We start from the raw sequence: 21471 nt of genomic DNA, 5'->3' as shown, positions 1-21471 counted from the left end.
AAGTGATTTAAATATAGCGTTATAAACCTCAATGTCTTTCGTTGGCGGCAGGTGGATTGCAATATCGTATTTTAGACCGATAATCCGCCCTGCGTTGATCTTCTCGACATCTGATGTGGCCGCTATTGGCGGCGGCGGCACTGCCCCCTCGGGTGTCGTTCCGGTTGCTGAGCTAGATAAATCGGCTAATTCAGTCAGTCAGCGCGAGGAATGTATTTGCACATCGCTCTGCCTGAAGATCGGATAGATTGAACGTGCTTTTAAACTTGCCCGTAATTTTGTCACGATCCGACTTTGTAGGATTTTTAGTGATCGTAAAAAGATCCGAATACGCCTCTTGTAAAGCCTCTCCTAAAACCTGCCTCGATCGAGATGAGTCCAAGTAGTTTCGATAGCGCTCGGTCGGGCTTCCATCCGCGGTGAGAAAGCCAATCTCTTTTAGAAGAGGGATCAACACCCGATAATTTGAGCCGCCAAATCCGATATCGACAAGATACTGCTGTGTGAATTTTTCAGGGGCAGTCCCTTCACGAAGAGTGTTGAAGAATTTGGCAAGCTGCTGATGAATCTGTGTTGGTCGATTTATAAGCGCCATTATCGCTCCCCCACCTATGAATAAGCAGGAGGAGCTGTGCGAAGTCAACCCGCCGACACGGTGCTATCTTAGGTGTGGCAACTAGTCATGCTCCCGTCCGCCAGCGCCCATATACAGCTGGCTCCCCGTCTCCTTAAACACGCGGCTCATCTCTTCCATCCCGGCGATCGCCGCCGCCTTGCTCGCCGCCGCCGTCTCCGCACCGGTCGGGCCGGCGGCGATGAAGCCTTCGACGCCCTGATTTTGTTTGCCCGCGAAATCCCGCACTTCCTGCGTGATCTTCATGCTGCAGAACTTCGGCCCGCACATCGAGCAGAAATGCGCGGTCTTGGCGCCTTCTGCGGGGAGGGTCTGGTCGTGATATTGTTCCGCCGTGTCGGGATCGAGCGACAGGTTGAACTGGTCGCGCCAGCGGAATTCGAAGCGCGCGCGGCTCAGTGCGTCGTCGCGCATCTTGGCGGCGGGGTGGCCCTTGGCGAGATCGGCGGCGTGGGCGGCGAGCTTGTAGGTGACGACGCCGACTTTCACGTCATCGCGATCGGGGAGGCCGAGATGCTCCTTGGGGGTGACGTAGCAGAGCATCGCCGTGCCGTACCAGCCGATCATCGCCGCGCCGATGCCGCTGGTGATGTGATCATAGCCGGGCGCGATATCGGTGGTGAGCGGCCCCAACGTGTAGAAGGGCGCTTCGCCGCAGACTTCGAGCTGCTTGTCCATATTCTCCTTGATCTTGTGCATCGGCACGTGGCCGGGGCCTTCGATCATCACCTGTACGTCGGACTTCCAGGCGCGGTGGGTGAGTTCGCCGAGCGTGTAGAGCTCGCTGAACTGCGCTTCGTCATTGGCGTCGGCGATGCTGCCGGGGCGCAGGCCATCGCCCAGGCTGTAGGCGATGTCATAGGCCTTCATGATCTCGGTGATCTCGTCGAAGCGCTCGTAGAGGAACGATTCGCGGTGGTGGCTGAGGCACCATTTGGCCATGATCGAGCCGCCGCGGCTGACGATTCCGGTGACTCGCTTGGCGGTCATCGGGATATAGGCCAGGCGCACGCCGGCGTGGATGGTGAAGTAATCGACGCCCTGTTCGGCTTGCTCGATCAGCGTGTCGCGGAAGATTTCCCAGGTCAGGTCCTCGGCGACGCCGCCGACCTTTTCCAGCGCCTGGTAGATCGGCACGGTGCCGATCGGGACGGGGGAGTTGCGGATGATCCATTCGCGCGTGTCATGGATGTTGCGGCCAGTGCTGAGGTCCATCACCGTATCGGCGCCCCAGCGGATCGACCAGACCATCTTGTCGACTTCGGCGGCGACGTTGGAGGCAACGGCGGAGTTGCCGATATTGGCGTTGATCTTGACCAGGAAATTGCGGCCGATCGCCATCGGCTCAGATTCGGGGTGGTTGACGTTGTTGGGGATGATCGCGCGGCCGCGCGCAATTTCGTCGCGGACGAATTCGGGCGTGACGTAATCGGGGATGCTGGCGCCGAAGCTTTCGCCGTCGCGGATCAGCGCCTCCTTGGCGGCGGCGCGGCCGAGATTCTCGCGGATCGCGACATATTCCATTTCCGGCGTGATGATGCCGCGGCGGGCATAGTGCATCTGGCTGACATTGTGGCCGGCCTTGGCGCGGAGCGGACGCTTGGCGGCGCCGGGATATTGCGGGACGCCGCCGGAGCGATCGGGGCCGAGCTGGCCGTTATCCTCGGGGCGGATCTCGCGGGGTTCGTATTCCTCGACATCGCCGCGGGCGAGGATCCAGTCGCGGCGCAGCTCGTGCAGGCCGGCGTTGATGTCGATCAGCGTGTTGGGATCGGTATACGGGCCGGACGTGTCGTAGACGCGAAGCGGCGGCTCGAGACAGGTGGGATCGAGCATGATCTCGCGCATCGCCACGCCGGCGCCGGGGATATTGGCGGAGGGCACGTGGATCTTGCGGCTGCCGCGGATCGCGCCTGTGGTGACGCCGATTTCGGTGCGGGCGGGAAAGTCGGCCATGCGTATACGCTCCATATGCACGGAGCGAGCGCGGTTTCCGGGTTTGGAGACCGCTCCCTCCCTCCGCCGGCGTTAACCGGATCAGGTTCAGCGGGTCGAAGGCTCCAGCCTTCCTCTCAGCTGCGGATCGGCAGCCCCCCGGGGAAGCGACGGGCATATGCCTTTGTCGGCATGACGCCAAACGAAAAAGGACCGGGCGTTGCCGCCCGGTCCTGCTAGCAGCTCGATCGCGCCGGCGATCAGGCGTTGGCGGTGCTGGTCTTGAACGCGGCGAGATTGGCGTTCAGCCCGTTGGGGAAGAAGCCGCCCATCGAGGCGCCGGCGGTCTTGGCCGCGGTGTTGAGATAGACGATGTTGAGCACCTGCGATGGCGTTCGGCTATACGCGATGCCATTGCCGTCGGCCGGCACCAGATTGGCATCGCCGACATAGGTCGCCGTGGCGTTGACCGTGATGCCCTGATCGCGTTCGGCGCCGGTGCCGGTGGTGCCGTCCAGGCTGTCGCGCGCGTCAGAGATCTTGTTGGCGTTGGTGATCAGCGCGGGCGTGACGATGCCCTTGTTGTACAGCACCGTGCGAACCAGCCCGGCATGATAGGCCTCGGCCGCCAGGATGCCGGCGGCAGCCTCGAGATAGTCCTTGCTGGTGATCAACGGCGCGGCGCCCTTGTAAGCGGAGACGCCGACATCCTCGAAGATGAACGCGCCGAGCAGGAAGAATTCCGGCGACGAATAGGGATTGAACGTCTGCCCGGCCGTAATCACCCCGGCGGCGATCGCCGCTGCGGTAAACGCACCGTTAGCGTCGCCCGAAATGTTGATATTGGGCATGGCCACCGCGCTGGTGCCGATGACGGTGCGCAGGAACGCGACATGCTGCGCTTCGTCCGCCGCGATCTCGCGAGCATAGGCGGCGACCAGCGGATCGCCGGAAAAGTCCACCGCCTGCCCGCCGGTGACCGTCCCCGGCGCAGCACCGCCGCCGCCTTGCGTCAGCGCCGTCGGCAGACCGGCGCCGGTCACTGCATAAGTGTAGAATTGCGCCTCGAGATATTCGAGATTGAGCGCGAAATTGAGGATGTCGAGGTCGAACGTCGCGGTGCTCGAGGTCGGGGTGGGCGAGACCGTCGCGCTGGGCGTCGGCGTCGGGCTGCTGTCGTCATCGCCGCCGCCGCAGGCCGATAGCAGGGCCAGGCCGCCAACGGCCGCCGTGCCGCTGCCTGCGACCTTGAGGAAGTGGCGCCGCGCCTCGCGCCGGGTGGCGACGGCGGCGAGGATTTCGGCTGCGTTGTTCTGGTCGATCATATCGAATTCCCTGTATAGACGGTCGTGAACGGAAAGGATCAGTCGAACGATCAGCCGGAAGCTGCGCTCGTCTTGATCGTGCCGTTGACACCGTTGGGGAAGAAGCCGCCCATCGCGACCGCGGCGCGGTTGAGATAGACGATGTTGAGCACTTGGCCGGGCGTACGGCTATAGGCCAGGCCGTTGGCGTTGAGCGGCGCGATGTTCGATGCGCCGGCGGTCAGCGGATCGGTGCCAACCCCCTGATCGTCGTCCGGGCCGATGCCCAATGTCGCGTTCAGCGTTGGTGCGCCGTCGAGCGAATCGCGCGCGTTGGAAATGCCCTGCGTCGCTTCGATCAGCAGCTTGGACGGGGTCTGGATGCCCTTGCTGTACAGCGAGGTGCGGATGATCGACGCGTGATAGGCCTCCACCGCGAGGATCCCAGCCGCGGCCTCGATATAGGTCGGCGTGGTGATGTAGCGTGCCGCACCCTTATAGGCGGTGACGCCGACATCTTCGAAGATGAACGCGCCGAGCAGGAAATTCTCCGGCGAGCTATAGGGGCTGAACGTGGCCGCGCCAGGCAAAGCGGCGGCTGTCGCCGCGGCGCTGAACGGGCCACCCACGCCGCCGCGAATGTCGAGATTCGGCATGCCGACCGCCGAGCTGCCCAACTGATTGCGCAGGAAGGTGACATGCGCCAGCTCGTCCGCGGCAATTTCCTTGGCATAGGAGCCGACCACGGTGTCGCCGCTGAAATCGACCTTGGTGCCGCCGAGCGTGGTGCCGCCGGCGACGCCCGCGCCGCTCGCCTTGAGCGCGGCGGAGAGCCCGCCATCGGGGCCATTGAGCGCGATGAGATAGAATTGCGCTTCGAGATATTCGAGATTCAGCGCGAAATTGAGCACTTCGAGCTCGGTCGGCGCGGTCTGAGCGTTGACCACCGATTCCAGCGACAGGGCCGCGGCGCCAGCGCCTGCGACTGCCGCGGCGCCAAAGGCAGCCTTGAAGAATTCGCGTCGATCGTTGCGCCGCTCGACGCGCGCATCGAACGCATCCATCAGCTGCTGGTTGGTGTCAGTCATGCCGTCCGTCTCCCTTTACGTCAGCGGATCGCATGGCAACGAGCCACCCGATCCGCCGATTCAGGAGCACTCTTTACACACACACCGCGCGCTCGCTGACAAAAAAGTCACCGAAAAGCGATGCATGGTTAAGATACGTCCGACCGTGTAATTGGATGCATCAAACGGAAGCAAATAACACAGGTTAAGGCGTTTCAGAAAGTATAGGCAAGTCCGACCGCGCCGAACCACTGGTTCCGATTGCCTTCGAACCGCACGATCGGGCTATCGGCAAAGTCGTTCAGCAGGCGCGAATAGCCGCCACCGGCGGCGAGCGACAGGCCGTGCAGCAGATCGCCGGTCAGCGCATAGGTGGCGACGCCGGTGATCGAATAGTTCTTCCAGCCCTTGCCGGCATTATACGACGGCAGCGTGCTGACCAGCGACTGCGACGGCGTGACGCTGAAATAGGCATCGGCATATTCGCCGCCGGCATAGGTCGCGTTACCGGAAATGCCGACATAGGCCTTGCGGCTGAGCGGCGTGCCGTAATTGATCGTCGGCGTGACGAGATAGCTCTTATGCGCCTTGTTGACGTCCTGCGTGTAGGTGACGTTGACGCCCAGCGTATCGTAATCCGAGGTGATCACGCCGGTCTTGGCGATGCCGGCATAGACGCCGACCTCGATCGCCGTGTCGCGGATGCCGAGCGCGGCGACGCGGGCATTGTCGATCGTCTTGCGGCGCGTGCGATCGAAATTGACACCGACGATGGGGCCGAGCTGCACATCGATACCAGGGCCCTCGGCATTGGGCACCAGATCGACCAGCAGGTTGGTGCCGCGGGTCTGGAAGTTGATGCCCGAAATCGAGCCGCGGATCAGCGCCGCCGGAATGACGCGGTTCTTGTCCGAGCCTTCGAACGTCGGCACGGTGGCAACGCCGACCGCGACCATCACGGTGTCGCCACCAGTGACGACGTCTGCCGCGGGCGGCGGCGGCGTGGTGTCCTGCGCTGCGGCGGGGAGAGCGATGACAGCGGCGGCGGTGAGGGCCAGGCAGCGGATGGTGAAGCGCAAAGAGAATACTCCAGGTAACGTGAGGTAAAGACGGGTAAAGATGGTTTCACCCGCGTAACGCTGGCATCCGACATTAGGTCCAGCGTAATATAGTCATAACATGTACTTCATGCGGACCTGTTGCGTTTCTGCATCACCTGCCAGCGTGAAGCGGGCGGCAGTGAAACGTGGCGGGCCGAACAATATCGCCGGGTTACGCGAAAAGCCGAAGCCTTCGCGCGGGATGCCGGCCAGCGTATCGAGCTTGTTGTTGCTATTCTCGTCATGGATCACGGCAAGCGCATAATCGCCCTGCGGCAGCGCGCCGAAGGTGATCGACGTGTCGCGCGCCGGCACCGACCGGGTCATCGCGCGGGCATCATCGACACAAGCGGGGAAATTCTTCGGATCGGCGGTCAGGCAGATCCGCACCATGCCCTTGGCCGAGCGCAATTTGGCGATATCGACGTGCAGGTCAGCGACCGGCATCGCTCCCGGCAGGAACGCGATCAGCCCGAACGCCGCGACGCTCAGGCGCGCGCGCCGTGAAGTCGCCGATACCGCGGTCCGTGCCGCAGAGCCGATCCCAAAACCGGAAGTAGAGGCCATAATTGCACCCATATCGCTCGTGATGACGCTGGTGGTGGCTGGCCGTAATGAGCCACCCCCCTAGGCGCCCCTTCCACATCATTGCCGGAAACATCTCCCAGCCCATGTGATTGGTCACTCCCATAACCGTCATCACGGTGAGTACTACCCCCAGCGCGGCGACATGAATCGGAATCAGCAGCACTAGTAGCGGAATTATCACAGCCCCGGTCAGCGCCTCGATCGGGTGGAACGCCATCGCCGCCCAGGCGGTCGGCGGGCGGCTGGCGTGATGCACGGCATGGGCCAGCTTGAACGGCTTGGGGCGATGCATCCAGCGGTGCGTCCAATAAAACCAGGTATCGTGCGCAAACAGATACAGCAGCACGGACACCGGCAGGTACCATAGCGGGTAGGCGTGCACATCGGCATAGACCTGGGTCCAGCCGCGATGCTGCCAGCCCCAGGCAAGCACGCCGGCGGGCACGCCGTAGATCGCCGCCGAAGCGAGGCTCCAGCCGATCTCGCGGCGCATCTGTTTATCGAGCCCGGTATAGAGGCCGGGGTGGCGCGCGTGCGTGGCGGCGGCGAAGGCGCCGCTGACGATCAGGTAGCGCACGCCGACGATCAGCGTCATCGCGGCGGCGGAGAGCAGGATGGCGAGCGCAATGGACATGGGGGCGATATAGCGACGCGGAGCGCGCGGACCTAGTACTGATCGGGGGTGGTCGTTCCCGACGCCCTAAACAAAAGGGCCGATCGGTCGCTTGGCGGCGCTCCGGGAAGGCCGGGACAAATCGTCCACTTGCACCGCCGCCTAGATCGGCTACCCGCTAGATCGATGGCGAGCACCTTACATTGCGATGTCGCGATCGTCGGCGCGGGGCTGGCCGGAGGGCTGGCGGCACTGGCGCTGAAGCGGCGGCATCCCCTGCTCGACGTGCGGCTGATCGACGCCGCGAAGGCGATCGGCGGCAATCACGTCTGGTCGTTCTTCGGCAGCGATGTCGACGAGGCCGACCGCTGGATCGTCGCGCCGCTGATCAGTTATGGCTGGCGCACCTACGATATCGCCTTCCCCGCGCATCGCCGACAGATCGACGCGGCCTATTATTCGATCGAGTCGGAGCGACTCGATGCCGTGGTGCGCGCCGCCTTGCCGGCCGGCGCGCTGTTGCTGGGCCGCAAAGTGATCGATGTCGGCCCGACCGAGGTGACGCTGGCGGATGGCGACCGTATCGCCGCCAAAGCCGTGATCGATGCGCGCGGGCCGGGCGATCTGGGGCTGCTCGACTGCGGCTGGCAGAAGTTTCTCGGCCGCGAATTCCGCCTCGCCGAACCGCATGACGATCCCCGCCCGATGGTGATGGACGCGACCGTGCCGCAACTCGACGGCTATCGCTTCGTCTATTGCCTGCCGTTCGCGGCGACGCGGATGTTCGTCGAGGACACCTATTATAGCGACACGCCAGACCTGGATCGCGGCGTGCTGGCGGATCGGCTGCATGAGTACGTCGCCGCACGGGGCTGGCAGATCGAGCAGGCGGCGCGCGAGGAAGCGGGCGTGCTGCCGGTGACGATGGGCGGCGATTTCGAGGCTTACTGGGCAAGCAGCGGCACGGGCCTGGCCAAGGCCGGGATGCGCGCCGGCCTGTTCCACCCGACCACCGGTTATTCGCTGCCGGACGCGGTGCGCACGGCGAGCCTGATCGCCGGCGCGGGCGATCTCAGCGCCGCGGCGCTGCACGATCTGACGCATGGCTTTGCCCGCACGCAGTGGCGCCGGCGCGGTTTCTACCGCATGCTCGACAAGATGCTGTTCCGCGCCGCCGAGCCCGAGGAACGCTATCGCGTGCTCGAACGCTTCTACCGACTTGATCCGCGGCTTATCGGCCGGTTCTATGCAGGACGCTCGACCATGACCGACAAGGCACGCATACTCACCGGCAAGCCGCCGGTACCGATCGGCCGCGCGATCCGCGCGATCACCGGGATCCACGGAGTGACTTCATGACCCCACGTAGCGCGATCATCGTTGGCGCCGGCTTTGGCGGGCTGGCGCTGGCCATCCGGTTGCAATCGGCCGGCGTGGAAACGACCGTCGTCGAGGCGCGCGACAAGGCCGGCGGGCGCGCCTATGTGTGGGAGAAGGACGGCTATACGTTCGATGCCGGGCCGACGGTGATCACCGATCCGGCCTGCCTGCAGGAATTATGGGCGCTGACCGGGCGCGACATGGCCGACGACGTGACGCTGGCGCCGGTGCAGCCCTTCTACCGGCTCAACTGGCCGGACGGCGTGACGTTCGACTACACCAATGACGATGCGCTGCTGAACACGCAGATCGCGCAGCTCAATCCCGACGATGTCGCGGGCTATGCCAAGTTCCTCGATTATTCCGCGGGCGTGTTCAAGGAAGGCTATGAGAAGCTCGGCCAAGTCGCGTTTCTCGATTTCGCCTCGATGATCAAGGCGGCGCCGGCCTTGGCCAAATATCAGGCCTGGCGTTCGGTCTATTCGATCGTCTCGAGCTACGTGAAGGACGAGCATCTCCGCCAGGCCTTGTCGTTCCACACGCTGCTGGTCGGCGGCAATCCGATGACCACCAGCGCGATCTATGCGCTGATCCACAAGCTGGAGCGCGATGGCGGCGTGTGGTTCGCGATGGGCGGCACCAACCGGCTGATCGCCGGGATGGTCACGCATTTCGAGCGGCTTGGCGGGAAGCTGATGCTGAACGATGCGGTGGTCAGCATCGAGACGCTGGGCGACAAGGCGACCGGCGTAACGACGGCGAGCGGCTGGAGCGGCACGGCCGATATGGTGGCGTGCAACGGCGATGTGATGCACGTCTATAAGGACCTGCTCAAGACCTCGCGCTCGGGGCAGCGCACCAAGGCCAAGCTGGAGCGCAAGCGTTACTCGCCGTCTTTGTTCGTCGTCCATTTCGGCATCAAGGGCACCTGGCCCGGTATTCCGCACCACACCATCCTGTTCGGCCCGCGCTACAAGGGGTTGCTCGCCGATCTCTACGATACCGGCGTGCTGCCGGAGGACTTTTCGCTCTATCTGCATCACCCGACGGTGACCGATCCGAGCCTGGCGCCCGAGGGCCATTCGAGCTTCTATGCGCTGGCCCCGGTGCCGCACATGGGCAAGTTCCCGGTCGATTGGGACGAGATCGCGCCGGTGCTGGAAAAGCGCATCCTCGACGAGATCGGGCGGCGGCTGATCCCCGATATCCACGAGCGGATCACGGTGAAATTCTCCTACACGCCGAAGGATTTCGCGCACGACCTGAACGCGCATCTGGGCAGCGCCTTCAGCCTCGAGCCGATCCTGACGCAGAGCGCCTGGTTCCGCGTGCACAATCGCGACGATCATATTCCCAACCTATATTTCGTGGGGGCCGGCACGCATCCGGGCGCGGGAATTCCCGGCGTGGTGGGCAGTGCGAAAGCGACCGCCGCGCTGATGCTGGAGGCGCAGGCGTGACTGCCAGTCTTAATTCCTCCCCCCAGAGGGGAAGGGGGACCATTCGCATTCTTCATGCGAATGGTGGAGGGGTAGCCACGATAGCTACCGCTGCTTGGCTACCCCTCCACCACCAGCCTGAAGAAGGCTGGTGGTCCCCCTCCCCCGTTGGGGGAGGAATTAAGTGAAGCGCCTGGCAATTTACTGCGGCTCGGCGACGCCGGCGGATCCCGTCTATGTCGAGTCCGCCCGCCACGTCGGGCGCACGCTGGCGGAGCGCGGCATCGGTGTCGTCTATGGCGGCGGCCGGCTCGGCCTGATGGGCGCGGTGGCCGATAGCGCGCTGGACGCCGGCGGCGAAGTGATCGGCATCATCCCGCAGGCGTTGGTCGATCTCGAAGTGGCGCATCAGGGCTGCACCGAGCTGCACGTCGTCGACACGATGCACCAGCGCAAGCAGGCGTTCACCGATCTCAGCGACGGGTTCATCAACCTGCCCGGCGGGACCGGCACGATGGACGAATTGTGGGAGGCGCTCTCCTGGGCGCAACTCGGCTATCACGCCAAACCGGTCGGACTGCTCAATGTCGCGGGCTATTATGATCACCTGATCGCCTTTTACGGCAAGATGGGCGAGGTCGGCTTTCTGCGTCCGCAGCATCAGGGCATCCTGCTGATCGATACCGCGCTCGACGGCCTGCTCGCGCAGATGGCAGCGCATCAGCCGATCGAGACGATCACCAAGATGAAGGCGAGCGACCTTTGAGCATCGACGCTTCCCCGGCGAAGGCCGGGGCCCAGTCGTGGCGCAGAGGGAAACTGGCGCTGCGCCTGATTACTTCTGCCATTGCTACTGGGCCCCGGCCTTCGCCGGGGAAGCGCTCGTGGGGCAGCTGCCGGTGAGCAGCCATACCGCCCTGCCCAGCCGCGATGCGATCGTCGCCACCGCGCAGGAATCGATCGCGCGCGGCTCGAAAAGCTTCGCGGCCGCGTCCAAATTGTTCGATCGTCGCACGCGCGAGCGGGCGTGGTTGCTCTATGCCTGGTGCCGGGCGTGCGACGACATCGCCGATGGGCAGGATCATGGCCACGGCATGACCGTGATCCACGACGCGCCGGAACGGCTCGCTCGGATCACCGCGCTGACCGAGGCGGCGCTGGCCGGTCAGGTGGTGGGCGATCCCGCATTCGATGCGCTGCGCATCGTCGCCGCCGAAACGCAGATGCCACACGACTTTGCCCGCGATCTGATCGCCGGCTTCGCGCTGGATGCGCGCGACTGGCGGCCGCGTTCCGAGGCCGACCTGTACAAATATTGCTACCATGTCGCCGGCGTGGTCGGCTGCATGATGGCAGTGGCGATGGGCGTCGATCCGCACGATCAGGACACTTTGGACCGCGCGTGCGATCTCGGCATGGCGTTCCAGCTGGCCAATATCGCGCGCGATATTGAGGAGGATGACCGGGTGGGGCGCGCCTATGTGCCCGAAGAATGGTTCGTCGAGATGGATATCCCGCCAGGTCAGCATATGAAGCCGCCGTTCCGCCCGCGGCTGGCGGTGCTGGCACGGCGCATGGCCGAGCGCGCGGCCGAATTCGAGGCGAGCGCGCGAGCGGGGACGCCGAAACTGTCGTTCCGTTCGGCTTGGGCAGTGCTGTCGGCGGCGGGCATCTATGGCGCGATCGGGCGCGCCGTGGCCGCGCGCGGTGAACGGGCCTGGGATCACCGGGTGACGACGTCCGGCTGGCAGAAGGTGAAATTCATCGCCCGGGCGGCGAACGAGGCGCGGGGGCGGCAGCGGCTGTACCCGCCGGCGCCGCGTACCATCGCCTGGACACGGCCACGGCGCTAGCCGCGTCCGTTATCCCAGCAGCGGCTCGCCCTTATACGGCTTGTGATGCACGCGCCGCGCCAGCCATGCCCCGGCAAGCGGCGCGACAATCGCCGAGACCTGCATCCATAGCGGATGCGGCAATGCGAGCAGCGTGGCGACATTACCCGTCACGATCACCAGCGCGATGATCCAGCCCGACCAGCGCCAATCGCACACCCGCAGCGCCAGCCAGGCGCCGCCGAACGTCGCGGCAAACCAGCCGAGCAGGACGAGCAATTTGGCGGCCAGCGGCAGCAGCGCCACCGCGCGCGCCAGGGCCGCGCGGTCCAGCGCCTCGTAATCGAGCGCGACGGGATAGAGCCAATGCGCCGCGGCCTCGATTGCGGCGAGGATCGCCAGCGCGGCGGCGGCGCCGAGCACGATACCGAGTATCCGCCGCATCAACCGCGCGTTACGCATGGAAAAGCCCCTGCCGCGGGACTGCGACAAGGGCTTCATACCAGTCCAACGATTGCGGGCAATCAGCCCTGATTCTTATCCGGCTTGGCCTGCACGATCGAGTGGCCACTGCTGCGGCAAGCGGCGCTGACCACGGGATAATCGACGTCGCTGTTGCGCATGAGGGCGCCCGGCATGGCCGCCTGGCATTGCGCATAGCTGACATAGCGCGTCTGCTCGACGCGGGCCTCGGCGCAATTCGCGCTGCCGTCCGAACACCCCATGATGGCCATGACGAAGAACAAAGGTTCCATGTCGCATCTCCCAATTCACCGGTAAAATCGACGAAGCGGCATTCTTGTTCCACGAATTGCTTTCACGGGGGCTTGACCGATCCTACATGGGGCTGTGCCCCCCATGACCGAACCCACCAGCGCCGACCGGCCGCTCTTGCCGACGCTCCGGCGTTTCCTGCCCTATCTCTGGCCCAAGGATGCGCCGGCATTGCGCTTGCGCATCGTCGGCGCGATGACCTTGGTGGTCTTTTCCAAGCTGGTGCAGGTGTACGGCGCGCCGTTCGCGCTGCAAGGCGCAGTGGATGGCATGGCCAAAGGCGATCGTTCGGCGACGACGCTGATCGTCGCGTTGGTGGTCGGCTATGCCGCCGCGCGGTTCGGCTCCGTGCTGTTCGACAATCTACGCAACGCCGTGTTCGAGCGCGTCGGGCAGGATGCCACGCGGCGGCTGGCCGCCAACGTGTTCCGCCATCTTCATCAACTCTCGCTGCGCTTCCATCTTGAGCGGCGCACCGGCGCGGTGACCAAGGTGGTCGAACGCGGCACCAAGAGCATCGATACGATGCTGTATTTCCTGCTGTTCAACATCGCGCCGACGATCCTCGAACTGGCCTTGGTGATCGGCATCTTCGGCACCAAGTTCGGCGGCTGGCTGGTCACCGGCACGCTGGCCATGGTGGTGGTATATATCGCCTTCACCCGCTGGGTGACCGATTGGCGCGCCGCCTTGCGCACGCGGATGAACGATCTCGATACCGGCGCGGTGGCGCATGCGGTGGATTCGCTGCTCAACTTCGAAACGGTGAAATATTTCGGCGCGGAGGAGCGCGAGGCCAAGCGCTACGATGCGGCGATGGCCGCTTATGCCGGCGCTGCCGTGAAATCGGAGAATTCCCTCGCCTGGCTCAATGTCGGGCAGGCGCTGATCACCAACATCATGATGGCGTTCGGCATGGGGCTGGTGGTGTTCGGCTGGGCGCGCGGGGAATTCACCGCGGGTAACGTGGTGTTGGTCTCGACCCTGCTGGCGCAGCTGTTTCGCCCGCTCGATCTGCTCGGCATGGTCTATCGCACGATCCGCCAGGGCGTGATCGACATGGGCGCGATGTTCGATCTGATCGATACGCCGTCCGAGATCCGCGACGTGCCGGGCGCGCCGGCGCTGCACATCGGCGCCGGGCATGTGCGGTTCGAGAATGTGAAGTTCGGCTATGACGCGGCCAAGGACGGCGGGCGCCTGATCCTCAAGGGCATCGATCTCGACGTGCCCGCCGGACATACACTGGCGGTGGTCGGGCCGTCTGGCGCCGGCAAGAGCACGCTCGCCCGGCTGATGTACCGCTTCTACGACCTGACCAGCGGGCGCATCACCATCGATGGGCAGGATATTGCGCAGGTCAGCCAAGCCAGCCTGCGCGCCGCGATCGGCATCGTGCCGCAGGATACCGTGCTGTTCAACGACACGATCGGCTACAATATCGCTTATGGCCGCGAGGGCGCCGACCGCGCCGAGATCGAGGCCGCGGCGCGGGGGGCGGCGATCTCGACTTTCATCGAAGGGCAATCCGACGGTTATGATACGCGCGTCGGTGAACGCGGGCTGAAGCTGTCGGGCGGCGAGAAGCAGCGCGTGGCGATCGCCCGCACCCTGCTCAAGAACCCGCCGATCCTGATCCTCGACGAGGCGACCAGCGCCTTGGATAGCCGCACCGAGGGCGAGATCCAGGCCACGTTGGAGGATATCGAGCGCGGCCGGACGACGATCGTCATCGCGCACCGGCTCTCCACCATCGTCCATGCCGACGAGATCGTCGTGCTTGAGGCGGGCGAGGTGGTCGAGCGTGGCAGCCATGCGGCGTTGCTGCGCAAGAACGGGCTATATGCCGAGATGTGGAACCGCCAGGCGCAAGAGCGCGCCGAGGAAGAAGGCGCGCTGGCGGCGGAATGACTGCCGTCGTCGCCCCTCGCCGTCATGCTGAGCTCGTTTCAGCATCCAGGCGCGGTCATTTGCCACAACGGATCGTGTCCGTGGGACTGCGGACCGCGCCTGGATCCTGAAACGAGTTCAGGATGACGCTAGTGGGGCGTCGTAATGCGCTGATTTCACTTGCCGTTCCCCCGGCAAGGTCCACAAGCGGCGGCATCTCCTAGCCAAGGAACAACGATGCTCGCTCGCCTGCTCGCTACCTCCGCTCTCGTCATCGCTATGCCCGCCGCCGCGCAGGGCAACCCCTTCGCCAAGCCCAGCACGCTGCCCTATCAGGCGCCCGATTTCCGCGTGATCAAGGACAGCGACTACATCCCCGCATTCGACCAGGGCATGAAGCAGCAGCGCGCGGAAATCGCCGCGATCACGGCCAACCGTGCCGCGCCGACTTTCGACAACACGATCGCGGCGATGGAGAAATCCGGCCGCATGCTCGATCGCGTCAGCTCGGTATTCTTTGCGCTGAGCCAAGCCAATACCAACGATACGCTGCAGGCGGTGGAAACCGAGATCACGCCCAAGCTGACCGCGCATGGCGACGCGATCGCGCTCAACCCCAAGCTGTTTGCGCGCATCAAGACGCTGTATGACAGCCGTGCGACGCTGAAACTGTCGGTCGAGCAGGCGCAATTGCTCAAGGTGACCTATCAGCGCTTCGTCGATGCCGGCGCGCAGTTGAGTGCGGCAGACCAGATCAAGTTGCGCGCGCTCAACACGCAGATCTCGACGCTGCAGACCGCCTTCCAACAGAAATTGCTCGCCGGCACCAAAGCGGGCGCGTTGGTAGTCGATGACGTCAAGAAGCTCGACGGGCTGGGCGCGGACGGCATCGCCGCGGCGGCCAAGGCGGCGGCGGATCGGGGCATGCCGGGCAAATGGGTGCTGCCGCTGCAGAACACCACGCAGCAGCCGGCGCTGTCGTCGCTGACCGATCGGGCGACGCGCCAAGCGTTGTTCGAGAAGAGCTGGACGCGCACCGAGCAGGGCGATGCCAACGATACGCGCGCCACGATCGCCACGCTGGCGCAACTCCGCGCGCAGAAGGCCAAATTGCTCGGCTATCCGACCTATGCGGATTACTCGCTGACCGACCAGATGGCGGAGACCTCGACCGCGGCGAAAGCCTTCCTGACGCAGTTTGCGCCTGCCTTGGCAAATAAGCAGCGCGAGGAAGCGGGCGAGATCCAGGCGCAGATCAAGGCAAGCCAGGAAAAGATGGGTGGCGGCACGTTCGAGCTCAAGCCATGGGACTGGGATTTCTATTCGGAGCAGGTGCGCAAAGCCAAATACGATCTGGATGGCGACGCGCTGAAACCTTATTTCGAGATCAACAAGGTGCTGACCGATGGCGTGTTCTACGCCGCGACGCAGCTTTACGGCATCACCTTCAAGGAGCGGAAGGACCTGCCGGTCTATGACGCCGATATGCGCGTGTTCGAGGTATCGGAGGCGAACGGCACGCCGATCGGCGTGATGTATTTCGATTATTGGAAGCGCGACAACAAATCGGGCGGGGCCTGGATGTCCAACTTTGTCGGGCAGTCGAAGATGCTCGGCACCAAGCCGGTGATCTATAACGTCGCCAACTTCACCAAGCCGGCGGCGGGCAGCCCGGCGCTGATCAGCTTCGACGACGTGACGACGATGTTCCACGAATTCGGCCATGCGCTGCACGGCCTGTTCGCCGATCAGGTCTATCCGACGCTGTCGGGATCGAACACGGCGCGCGATTTCGTCGAATTCCCCTCGCAGTTCAACGAACATTGGGCGCTCGATCCCAAGGTGCTGAGCCATTATGCGGTGAATTACAAAACCGGGGCGGCAATGCCGCAAGCGCTGGTCGACAAGATTCGCCGCTCGCAGACGTTCAACCAGGGCTATTCGACCGGGGAGGCGCAGGAGGCCGCGGCGCTCGATCTGGCCTGGCATTCGCTACCGGCCGATGCGCCGAAGCAGGATGTCGATGCGTTCGAGGCCAAGACGCTGGCGGGCATGGGGCTGGATACGGCCAATGTGCCGCCGCGTTATCGCACGAGCTATTTCTCGCACATCTGGGGCGGCGGCTATGCCGCGGGCTATTATGCCTATGCCTGGACGCAGATGCTCGATCATGACGCCTTTGCGTGGTTCACCGCGCATGGCGGGCTGACGCGGGCGAACGGCCAGCGTTTCCGCGACCTGATCCTGTCGCGCGGCCATACGCTGGATTACGGCCCGATGTTCCGCGCATTCTACGGCAAGGATCCGGACGTGGCGCCGATGGCGGAGTATCTGGGGCTGACGGGGAAGTAAGCGCCGCTTCGCCCCCCTCGAGGGCATTGCCGCCGTCCTTCTCCCGCGCAAGCGGGAGCCCAGGGTTACAGGCGTTTCGCTTGTGGCTCTGGGCCCCCGCTTTCGCGGGGGAACGGTCGACACAGGTACGGCGATGCTTACCCAAGCAAATCCTGCGTTTCTGGATGCCGCTCGATAAACGCCGCGACGAAGCTGCACTCGGGGCGCACCTTCAATCCCCGCGCGCGGGCTTCGCCAAGGGCGTAGGCGATCAGCCGGCTGGCGATGCCCCGCCCTTCCAGCGCGGGTGGCACGATGGTGTGGGCGAAGGCGATCGTCTTGCCCTCCAGCTCATAAGCGGCAAAGGCGGTCTGGTCGTCCTCGATCAGCTCGAAGCGGCTCTTGGCGAGATTGTCCTGGGGTTCGCTCATGGCGCACACGTAGCAGGTTGGACGCCCAGGCCAAAGTGACTAGGTACACGGCGATGCCCCGTGATCCCCTGCCTTTGCTCCATTCCACCTTCGGTTTTCCCGGTTTTCGCGGGGTACAGGAAAGCGTCGTCACGCGCGTGCTGGCGGCCCAGAACACGCTGGCGGTAATGCCGACCGGGGCGGGCAAGTCGCTCTGCTATCAATTGCCCTCGGTGGTGCTCGAGGGGACCTGCGTGGTGGTGTCGCCGTTGATCGCGCTGATGCACGATCAGCTGCGCGCGGCGACCGCGGTGGGCATCCGCGCGGCCACCCTCACCTCGGTCGATACCGACCAGATGGAGACGATCGCCCGCTTCCGCCGCGGCGAGCTCGATCTGCTCTATGTCGCGCCCGAGCGCGCTTCGAACATGGCGTTTCGAGAATTGCTGACCCAAGCGCCGCTCGCCCTGTTCGCGATCGACGAGGCGCATTGCGTGTCCGAATGGGGGCACGATTTCCGCCCTGATTACCGGCTGCTGCGGCCCTTGCTCGATCATTTCCCGCACGTCCCGCGGCTCGCCCTGACCGCCACGGCGGACAAGGTGACGCGCGACGATATCCTCGATCAGCTCGGCATTCCCCACGAGGGCATGATCGTCGCCGGGTTCGATCGGCCCAATATCCGCTACACCATCACGCCCAAGGACAATACCACGCGGCAGATCGCCGATCTGATCGCCGAGACGCCGGGCGCGGGCATCGTCTATTGCCAGAGCCGCGCCGGCACCGAGAAGATGGCCGAGGCCCTGGCCCGGTCCGGGCGACCGACGCGCGCCTATCATGCCGGGCTCGATCCACAGGTGCGCGCGCGCAACCAGGCCGATTTCGTGGCAAGCGAGGATATGGTGATCTGCGCCACGGTCGCCTTTGGCATGGGCATCGACAAGCCGGACGTGCGCTTCGTCGCGCATGCCGGCATGCCCAAGTCGATCGAATCCTATTACCAGGAAACCGGCCGCGCCGGGCGCGATGGCGATCCCGCGGTGGCGCATCTGTTCTGGGGCGCGGAGGATTTCGCCAAGGCGCGGCAGCGCATGGCGGAAGTCGAGCCGGCGCGGCAGGCGGGCGAGCGCGTGCGGCTGCAGGCGCTGGGCGCTTTGGTCGAGACGCCCGGGTGCCGGCGGAAAATCCTGCTCAAGCATTTCGGCGACGATGCACCGGACAATTGCGGCAATTGCGATAACTGCCTCAACCCGCCGGGCGCGGTGGATGCCACCGAGGTGGCCAAGAAGGTGCTCTCCGCCGTGTTCCGCACCGGGCAGAGCTTCGGCATGGGCTATATCGAACAGGTGCTGACCGGCGTGTCGACCGAGCGCAGCCTGATGAACGGGCACGAGGCGCTGGGCGTGTGGGGCATCGTGTCGAGCGCCGACGAACTGGCCTTGCTCAAGCCGGTGATGCGCGCCTTGCTATTGCGCGATGCCTTGCGCGCCAACGATTTCGGCGGGCTCGAATTCGGCCCCGGGGCGCGCGGGATTCTGAAGGAACACGAAGAGGTCGCGCTGATCCTGCAGCCCAAGCGCGAACGGCGGGCGCGGGGCGGGCGGGGCAGCGCGGGGACGGTGGCCAATCCGAGCGGCGATCCGTTGTTCGAGGCATTGCGGGCGAAACGCCGCGCGCTGGCGGCGGAGGCGAGCGTGCCGCCGTACGTGATCTTCCACGATTCGGTACTGCGCGAAATGGCGACGCTGCGGCCCAAGTCGCTCGGCGCCATGGCCAACATCACCGGCGTTGGCGAGCGCAAGCTGACCGCTTATGGCGACGCCTTCCTGCAAGTTATCCGCGAAGAAGGAGCCTGATCATGGCCGTTATCCGCCGCATCGACGACCATATCTCGGTCGCCCCGCAGATCCAGCCGGAGGATATCGCTGAGATCGCCGCCGCCGGCTTCACCGCGATCGTCAACAACCGCCCCGACGACGAGGATGCCGGCCAGCCCTCGGGCGCGGCGATCCGCGTAGCGGCGGAAGCGGCCGGGCTGAGCTATAGCGAGATACCGGTAACGCAGGCCGGCTTCTCGCATCCGCAGATCGACGCGATGGCGGCGGCGCTTGCTGCCTCGCCCGGACCGGTGCTGGCTTATTGTCGCTCGGGCACGCGGAGCTGCAATCTATGGGCACTGGCGGCAGCGAAGACCGATGGCCATCCCGACACGCTGATGGCGAAGGCGGCGGCGACGGGCTACGATCTCACCGGCATCCGGCCGCTGCTGGATGCCTTGGCCTCCGGTCGGTAACGGCGGGTGAACTGGCTGCAGCTCGGCGGCTCGATCGCGGCGATCCTCGTACTGGCGGGAATCGCCTGGGCGCTCGGGCTGGGCCGGACGAGCATCACCGGCGAGGCGGACGCGATGCGGGCGGCGGAGGATGCGCTGTCGGGGTTCGAAGCGACCCGCGCGGTGGTCGGCAGCGATGGCCGCGCGGCGTTGGTTTACGGCGTGGATGGTCGCGTAGCTGTGCTCAAGATGCATGGTGCGCAGCCGGCGGTGCGGTTGGTGCGGACGGCGGCAGTGCAAGATACTGGGGAGGCGTTGCTCGTCGAATCGGGCGAGCGGCTGTTTGGGCGGGTGTCGGTGAAGAAGTAGAGTGGTGCGCGCAGAGGCGCGGAGGACGCGGAGATGATGCGTTCTGAGCGGCCGTCGCGCTTCACTATGATGGGCGGCTAAGCCATTGGCCGCTGCGCGGAAAAGACTTTTGCCGCTTTCGTCTTCTCCGCGTCCTCTGCGCCTCCGCGCGAACCAACCTTCTTCTTCTGATGTGTCGGGCCGGCGATGAGCCCCTCTTGGGTCCGCGCTGACAAAGGTGTAAGCAGGCGGCATGACCCTGCCCGATATCGTCTCCTACGCAGTGCCGGGCTTCGTCCTCCTGGTGCTGGTCGAGATGATCGTCGTGCGGCTCAAATATCGCGAGCGCTATGAGCCGAAGGACACGCTGATCAGCCTGGCGCTGGGCACCGGCAGCACCGTGGCCGGCGCGCTGACCGCGGGGATCGCCTTCGCCATGGCGCTGTGGGTGTGGCAGTTCCGGCTCTTCGAGATTTCCTACGCCTGGTATTGGTTCGTGCTGGCGTTCGTGATCGACGATCTCGCGTATTACGTGTTCCACCGGCTGGCGCACCGCGTGCGTTGGTTCTGGGCCAGCCATGTGATCCACCATTCGAGCCAGCATTATAACCTGTCGACCGCGCTCAGGCAGACCTGGACCGGCTTCATCTCGCTCGGCTTCCTGTTCCGCCTGCCGCTTGCGCTGATCGGTTTTCCGCCGGCGATGCTGGTGTTCGTCGCGGGCATCAACCTGGTCTACCAATTCTGGATCCACACCGAAGTGATCGGCAAATGCCCGCGCTGGGTCGAGGCGGTGATGAACACGCCAAGCCACCACCGCGTGCACCACGCCACCAACCCGCAATATCTCGACCGCAATTATGCCGGCGTGTTCATCATCTGGGACCGGATGTTCGGCACCTTCATCGCCGAGCGCGACGACGACAGGCCACGCTATGGCATCGTCAAGAATCTGGGCAGCTTCAACCTGCTATGGGCGGCGTTCCACGAATGGATCGGCATCGCCAAGGATGTGTGGGCGGCGCCGGGGGTGCGCGCCAAGCTCAACTATATGATCAAGCCGCCGGGCTGGAGCCATGACGGCAGCCGTGACACGTCGGAGATCATCAAGGAACGCTGGGCCGCGAAACAGCGCAGCGTGCGGGCGGACGGATAGCGCGGGTTCAGCTTGGCTGGTCTAGGCATGGGCGATGGACAAGAAGACTTGGAACAAGGCGGGGCTGGCCGCCGTGATCGTGCTGGCGCCGGGCGGCTACATCCTCGGCGCGACATTGGGGCTGCGCTACTGGCAGAAGCGGCGCACGGAGAAGGCGGCGGCTGACAGCGACAGCGATAGCGCCACCTGACCTCCCCTAGCGCTTCCCCGGCGAAGGCCGGGGCCCAGTTACGCAGCGCAGATTGGCTAACGCTGCGCGCCGTTACCGCTGCCATCGCGACTGGGCCCCGGCCTTCGCCGGGGAAGCGGATTTGGTGAAGGGAAACGCGCTCTGATGACAAAAAAAGGGCCGGTGCGTTGCCGCACCGGCCTGAGGTCGTCCGCAGGAGGAACAT

The 21471-nt window shown here is 64.8% G+C and carries 21 protein-coding genes and 1 riboswitch; of the genes, 11 read left to right on the top strand and 10 right to left on the bottom strand.

The features are described from left to right. Positions 1 to 190: 190 nt before the first annotated feature. The 7 genes from U1739_RS14080 to U1739_RS14050 all read right to left on the bottom strand — a co-directional run bounded on the left by U1739_RS14080 (position 191) and on the right by U1739_RS14050 (position 7262). Positions 191 to 595 carry a DUF5343 domain-containing protein gene (locus tag U1739_RS14080; protein ID WP_332709120.1) on the bottom strand — a complete coding sequence of 135 codons (405 nt, stop codon included), beginning with the start codon at positions 593 to 595 and terminating at the stop codon, positions 191 to 193. An 81-nt stretch (positions 596 to 676) separates the two neighbouring features. Further along, positions 677 to 2590: a phosphomethylpyrimidine synthase ThiC gene (gene thiC, locus U1739_RS14075; protein WP_332709118.1), complete on the bottom strand. Its 1914-nt coding sequence runs from the start codon at positions 2588 to 2590 to the stop codon at positions 677 to 679. A gap of 41 nt (positions 2591 to 2631) precedes the next feature. Beyond that, a riboswitch (TPP riboswitch) is annotated at positions 2632 to 2741 on the bottom strand. 88 nt (positions 2742 to 2829) lie between these two features. After that, positions 2830 to 3894, bottom strand: coding sequence for a ferritin-like domain-containing protein (locus U1739_RS14070; RefSeq protein ID WP_332709116.1), 1065 nt, complete (start codon positions 3892 to 3894; stop codon positions 2830 to 2832). Positions 3895 to 3944: 50 nt separating this feature from the next. Then, positions 3945 to 4961 (bottom strand): ferritin-like domain-containing protein, encoded by a 1017-nt coding sequence (locus tag U1739_RS14065; protein WP_332709115.1) that lies wholly within the window; start codon positions 4959 to 4961, stop codon positions 3945 to 3947. Between the two features lie 194 nt (positions 4962 to 5155). After that, entirely contained in the window at positions 5156 to 6019 is an 864-nt protein-coding gene (locus tag U1739_RS14060) for a MipA/OmpV family protein (RefSeq protein ID WP_332709113.1), read from the bottom strand. Positions 6020 to 6112: 93 nt separating this feature from the next. Then, entirely contained in the window at positions 6113 to 6487 is a 375-nt protein-coding gene (locus U1739_RS14055) for a DUF2141 domain-containing protein (RefSeq protein WP_332709111.1), read from the bottom strand. Continuing rightward, positions 6474 to 7262 (bottom strand): sterol desaturase family protein, encoded by a 789-nt coding sequence (locus U1739_RS14050; protein WP_332709109.1) that lies wholly within the window; start codon positions 7260 to 7262, stop codon positions 6474 to 6476. Before U1739_RS14050 ends, U1739_RS14055 begins: the two co-directional genes overlap by 14 nt. 165 nt (positions 7263 to 7427) lie before the next feature. Here U1739_RS14050 and crtY point away from each other — a divergent pair, with 165 nt between their 5' ends. The 4 genes from crtY to U1739_RS14030 all read left to right on the top strand — a co-directional run bounded on the left by crtY (position 7428) and on the right by U1739_RS14030 (position 11913). After that, positions 7428 to 8600, top strand: a complete 1173-nt coding sequence (gene crtY / locus U1739_RS14045; protein WP_332709107.1) for a lycopene beta-cyclase CrtY — start codon at positions 7428 to 7430, stop codon at positions 8598 to 8600. Next, positions 8597 to 10081 (top strand): phytoene desaturase, encoded by a 1485-nt coding sequence (locus tag U1739_RS14040; RefSeq protein WP_332709105.1) that lies wholly within the window; start codon positions 8597 to 8599, stop codon positions 10079 to 10081. The genes crtY and U1739_RS14040 overlap by 4 nt, the downstream gene beginning before the upstream one ends. A gap of 163 nt (positions 10082 to 10244) precedes the next feature. Beyond that, positions 10245 to 10826: an LOG family protein gene (locus U1739_RS14035; protein WP_332709103.1), complete on the top strand. Its 582-nt coding sequence runs from the start codon at positions 10245 to 10247 to the stop codon at positions 10824 to 10826. A gap of 118 nt (positions 10827 to 10944) precedes the next feature. Beyond that, entirely contained in the window at positions 10945 to 11913 is a 969-nt protein-coding gene (locus U1739_RS14030) for a phytoene/squalene synthase family protein (RefSeq protein WP_332709101.1), read from the top strand. 9 nt (positions 11914 to 11922) lie between these two features. On the opposite strand, the gene U1739_RS14025 is transcribed toward U1739_RS14030, so the two are convergent. Together U1739_RS14025 and U1739_RS14020 are read right to left on the bottom strand one after the other, a co-directional pair. Continuing rightward, a complete protein-coding gene (locus U1739_RS14025) occupies positions 11923 to 12354 on the bottom strand; it encodes a hypothetical protein (RefSeq protein ID WP_332709099.1) in 432 nt (143 codons plus the stop codon). Between the two features lie 62 nt (positions 12355 to 12416). After that, the gene (locus tag U1739_RS14020) at positions 12417 to 12647 is read right to left on the bottom strand and encodes a hypothetical protein (RefSeq protein WP_332709097.1); all 231 of its coding nucleotides are present in this window, start codon (positions 12645 to 12647) and stop codon (positions 12417 to 12419) included. A gap of 103 nt (positions 12648 to 12750) precedes the next feature. Here U1739_RS14020 and U1739_RS14015 point away from each other — a divergent pair, with 103 nt between their 5' ends. Beyond that, entirely contained in the window at positions 12751 to 14577 is a 1827-nt protein-coding gene (locus tag U1739_RS14015) for an ABCB family ABC transporter ATP-binding protein/permease (RefSeq protein ID WP_332709095.1), read from the top strand. A 216-nt stretch (positions 14578 to 14793) separates the two neighbouring features. Then, complete coding sequence (locus U1739_RS14010) at positions 14794 to 16908, top strand: M3 family metallopeptidase (RefSeq protein ID WP_332709093.1); 2115 nt, start codon at positions 14794 to 14796, stop codon at positions 16906 to 16908. Positions 16909 to 17045: 137 nt separating this feature from the next. Here the strand turns inward: U1739_RS14010 and U1739_RS14005 are convergent, their stop codons facing one another. Further along, complete coding sequence (locus tag U1739_RS14005; protein WP_332709091.1) at positions 17046 to 17318, bottom strand: GNAT family N-acetyltransferase; 273 nt, start codon at positions 17316 to 17318, stop codon at positions 17046 to 17048. A 53-nt stretch (positions 17319 to 17371) separates the two neighbouring features. Between U1739_RS14005 and recQ the strand changes: the two genes are divergently transcribed. The 5 genes from recQ (at position 17372) to U1739_RS13980 (ending at position 21266) form a co-directional block, all read left to right on the top strand. Continuing rightward, positions 17372 to 19156 (top strand): DNA helicase RecQ, encoded by a 1785-nt coding sequence (gene recQ / locus U1739_RS14000; protein ID WP_332709089.1) that lies wholly within the window; start codon positions 17372 to 17374, stop codon positions 19154 to 19156. Positions 19157 to 19158: 2 nt separating this feature from the next. After that, positions 19159 to 19593 (top strand): protein tyrosine phosphatase family protein, encoded by a 435-nt coding sequence (locus tag U1739_RS13995; protein WP_332709088.1) that lies wholly within the window; start codon positions 19159 to 19161, stop codon positions 19591 to 19593. 6 nt (positions 19594 to 19599) lie between these two features. After that, complete coding sequence (locus tag U1739_RS13990) at positions 19600 to 19941, top strand: FXYD domain-containing ion transport regulator (protein ID WP_332709086.1); 342 nt, start codon at positions 19600 to 19602, stop codon at positions 19939 to 19941. 232 nt (positions 19942 to 20173) lie between these two features. Continuing rightward, positions 20174 to 21076: a sterol desaturase family protein gene (locus tag U1739_RS13985; protein ID WP_332709084.1), complete on the top strand. Its 903-nt coding sequence runs from the start codon at positions 20174 to 20176 to the stop codon at positions 21074 to 21076. A gap of 34 nt (positions 21077 to 21110) precedes the next feature. Beyond that, complete coding sequence (locus tag U1739_RS13980; RefSeq protein WP_332709082.1) at positions 21111 to 21266, top strand: hypothetical protein; 156 nt, start codon at positions 21111 to 21113, stop codon at positions 21264 to 21266. Positions 21267 to 21471 lie beyond the last annotated feature (205 nt).

Source organism: Parasphingomonas puruogangriensis, from assembly GCF_036663635.1.
Taxonomy (GTDB): Bacteria; Pseudomonadota; Alphaproteobacteria; order Sphingomonadales; family Sphingomonadaceae; genus Sphingomonas.
This window is presented reverse-complemented; position numbering and strand designations above follow the sequence as displayed.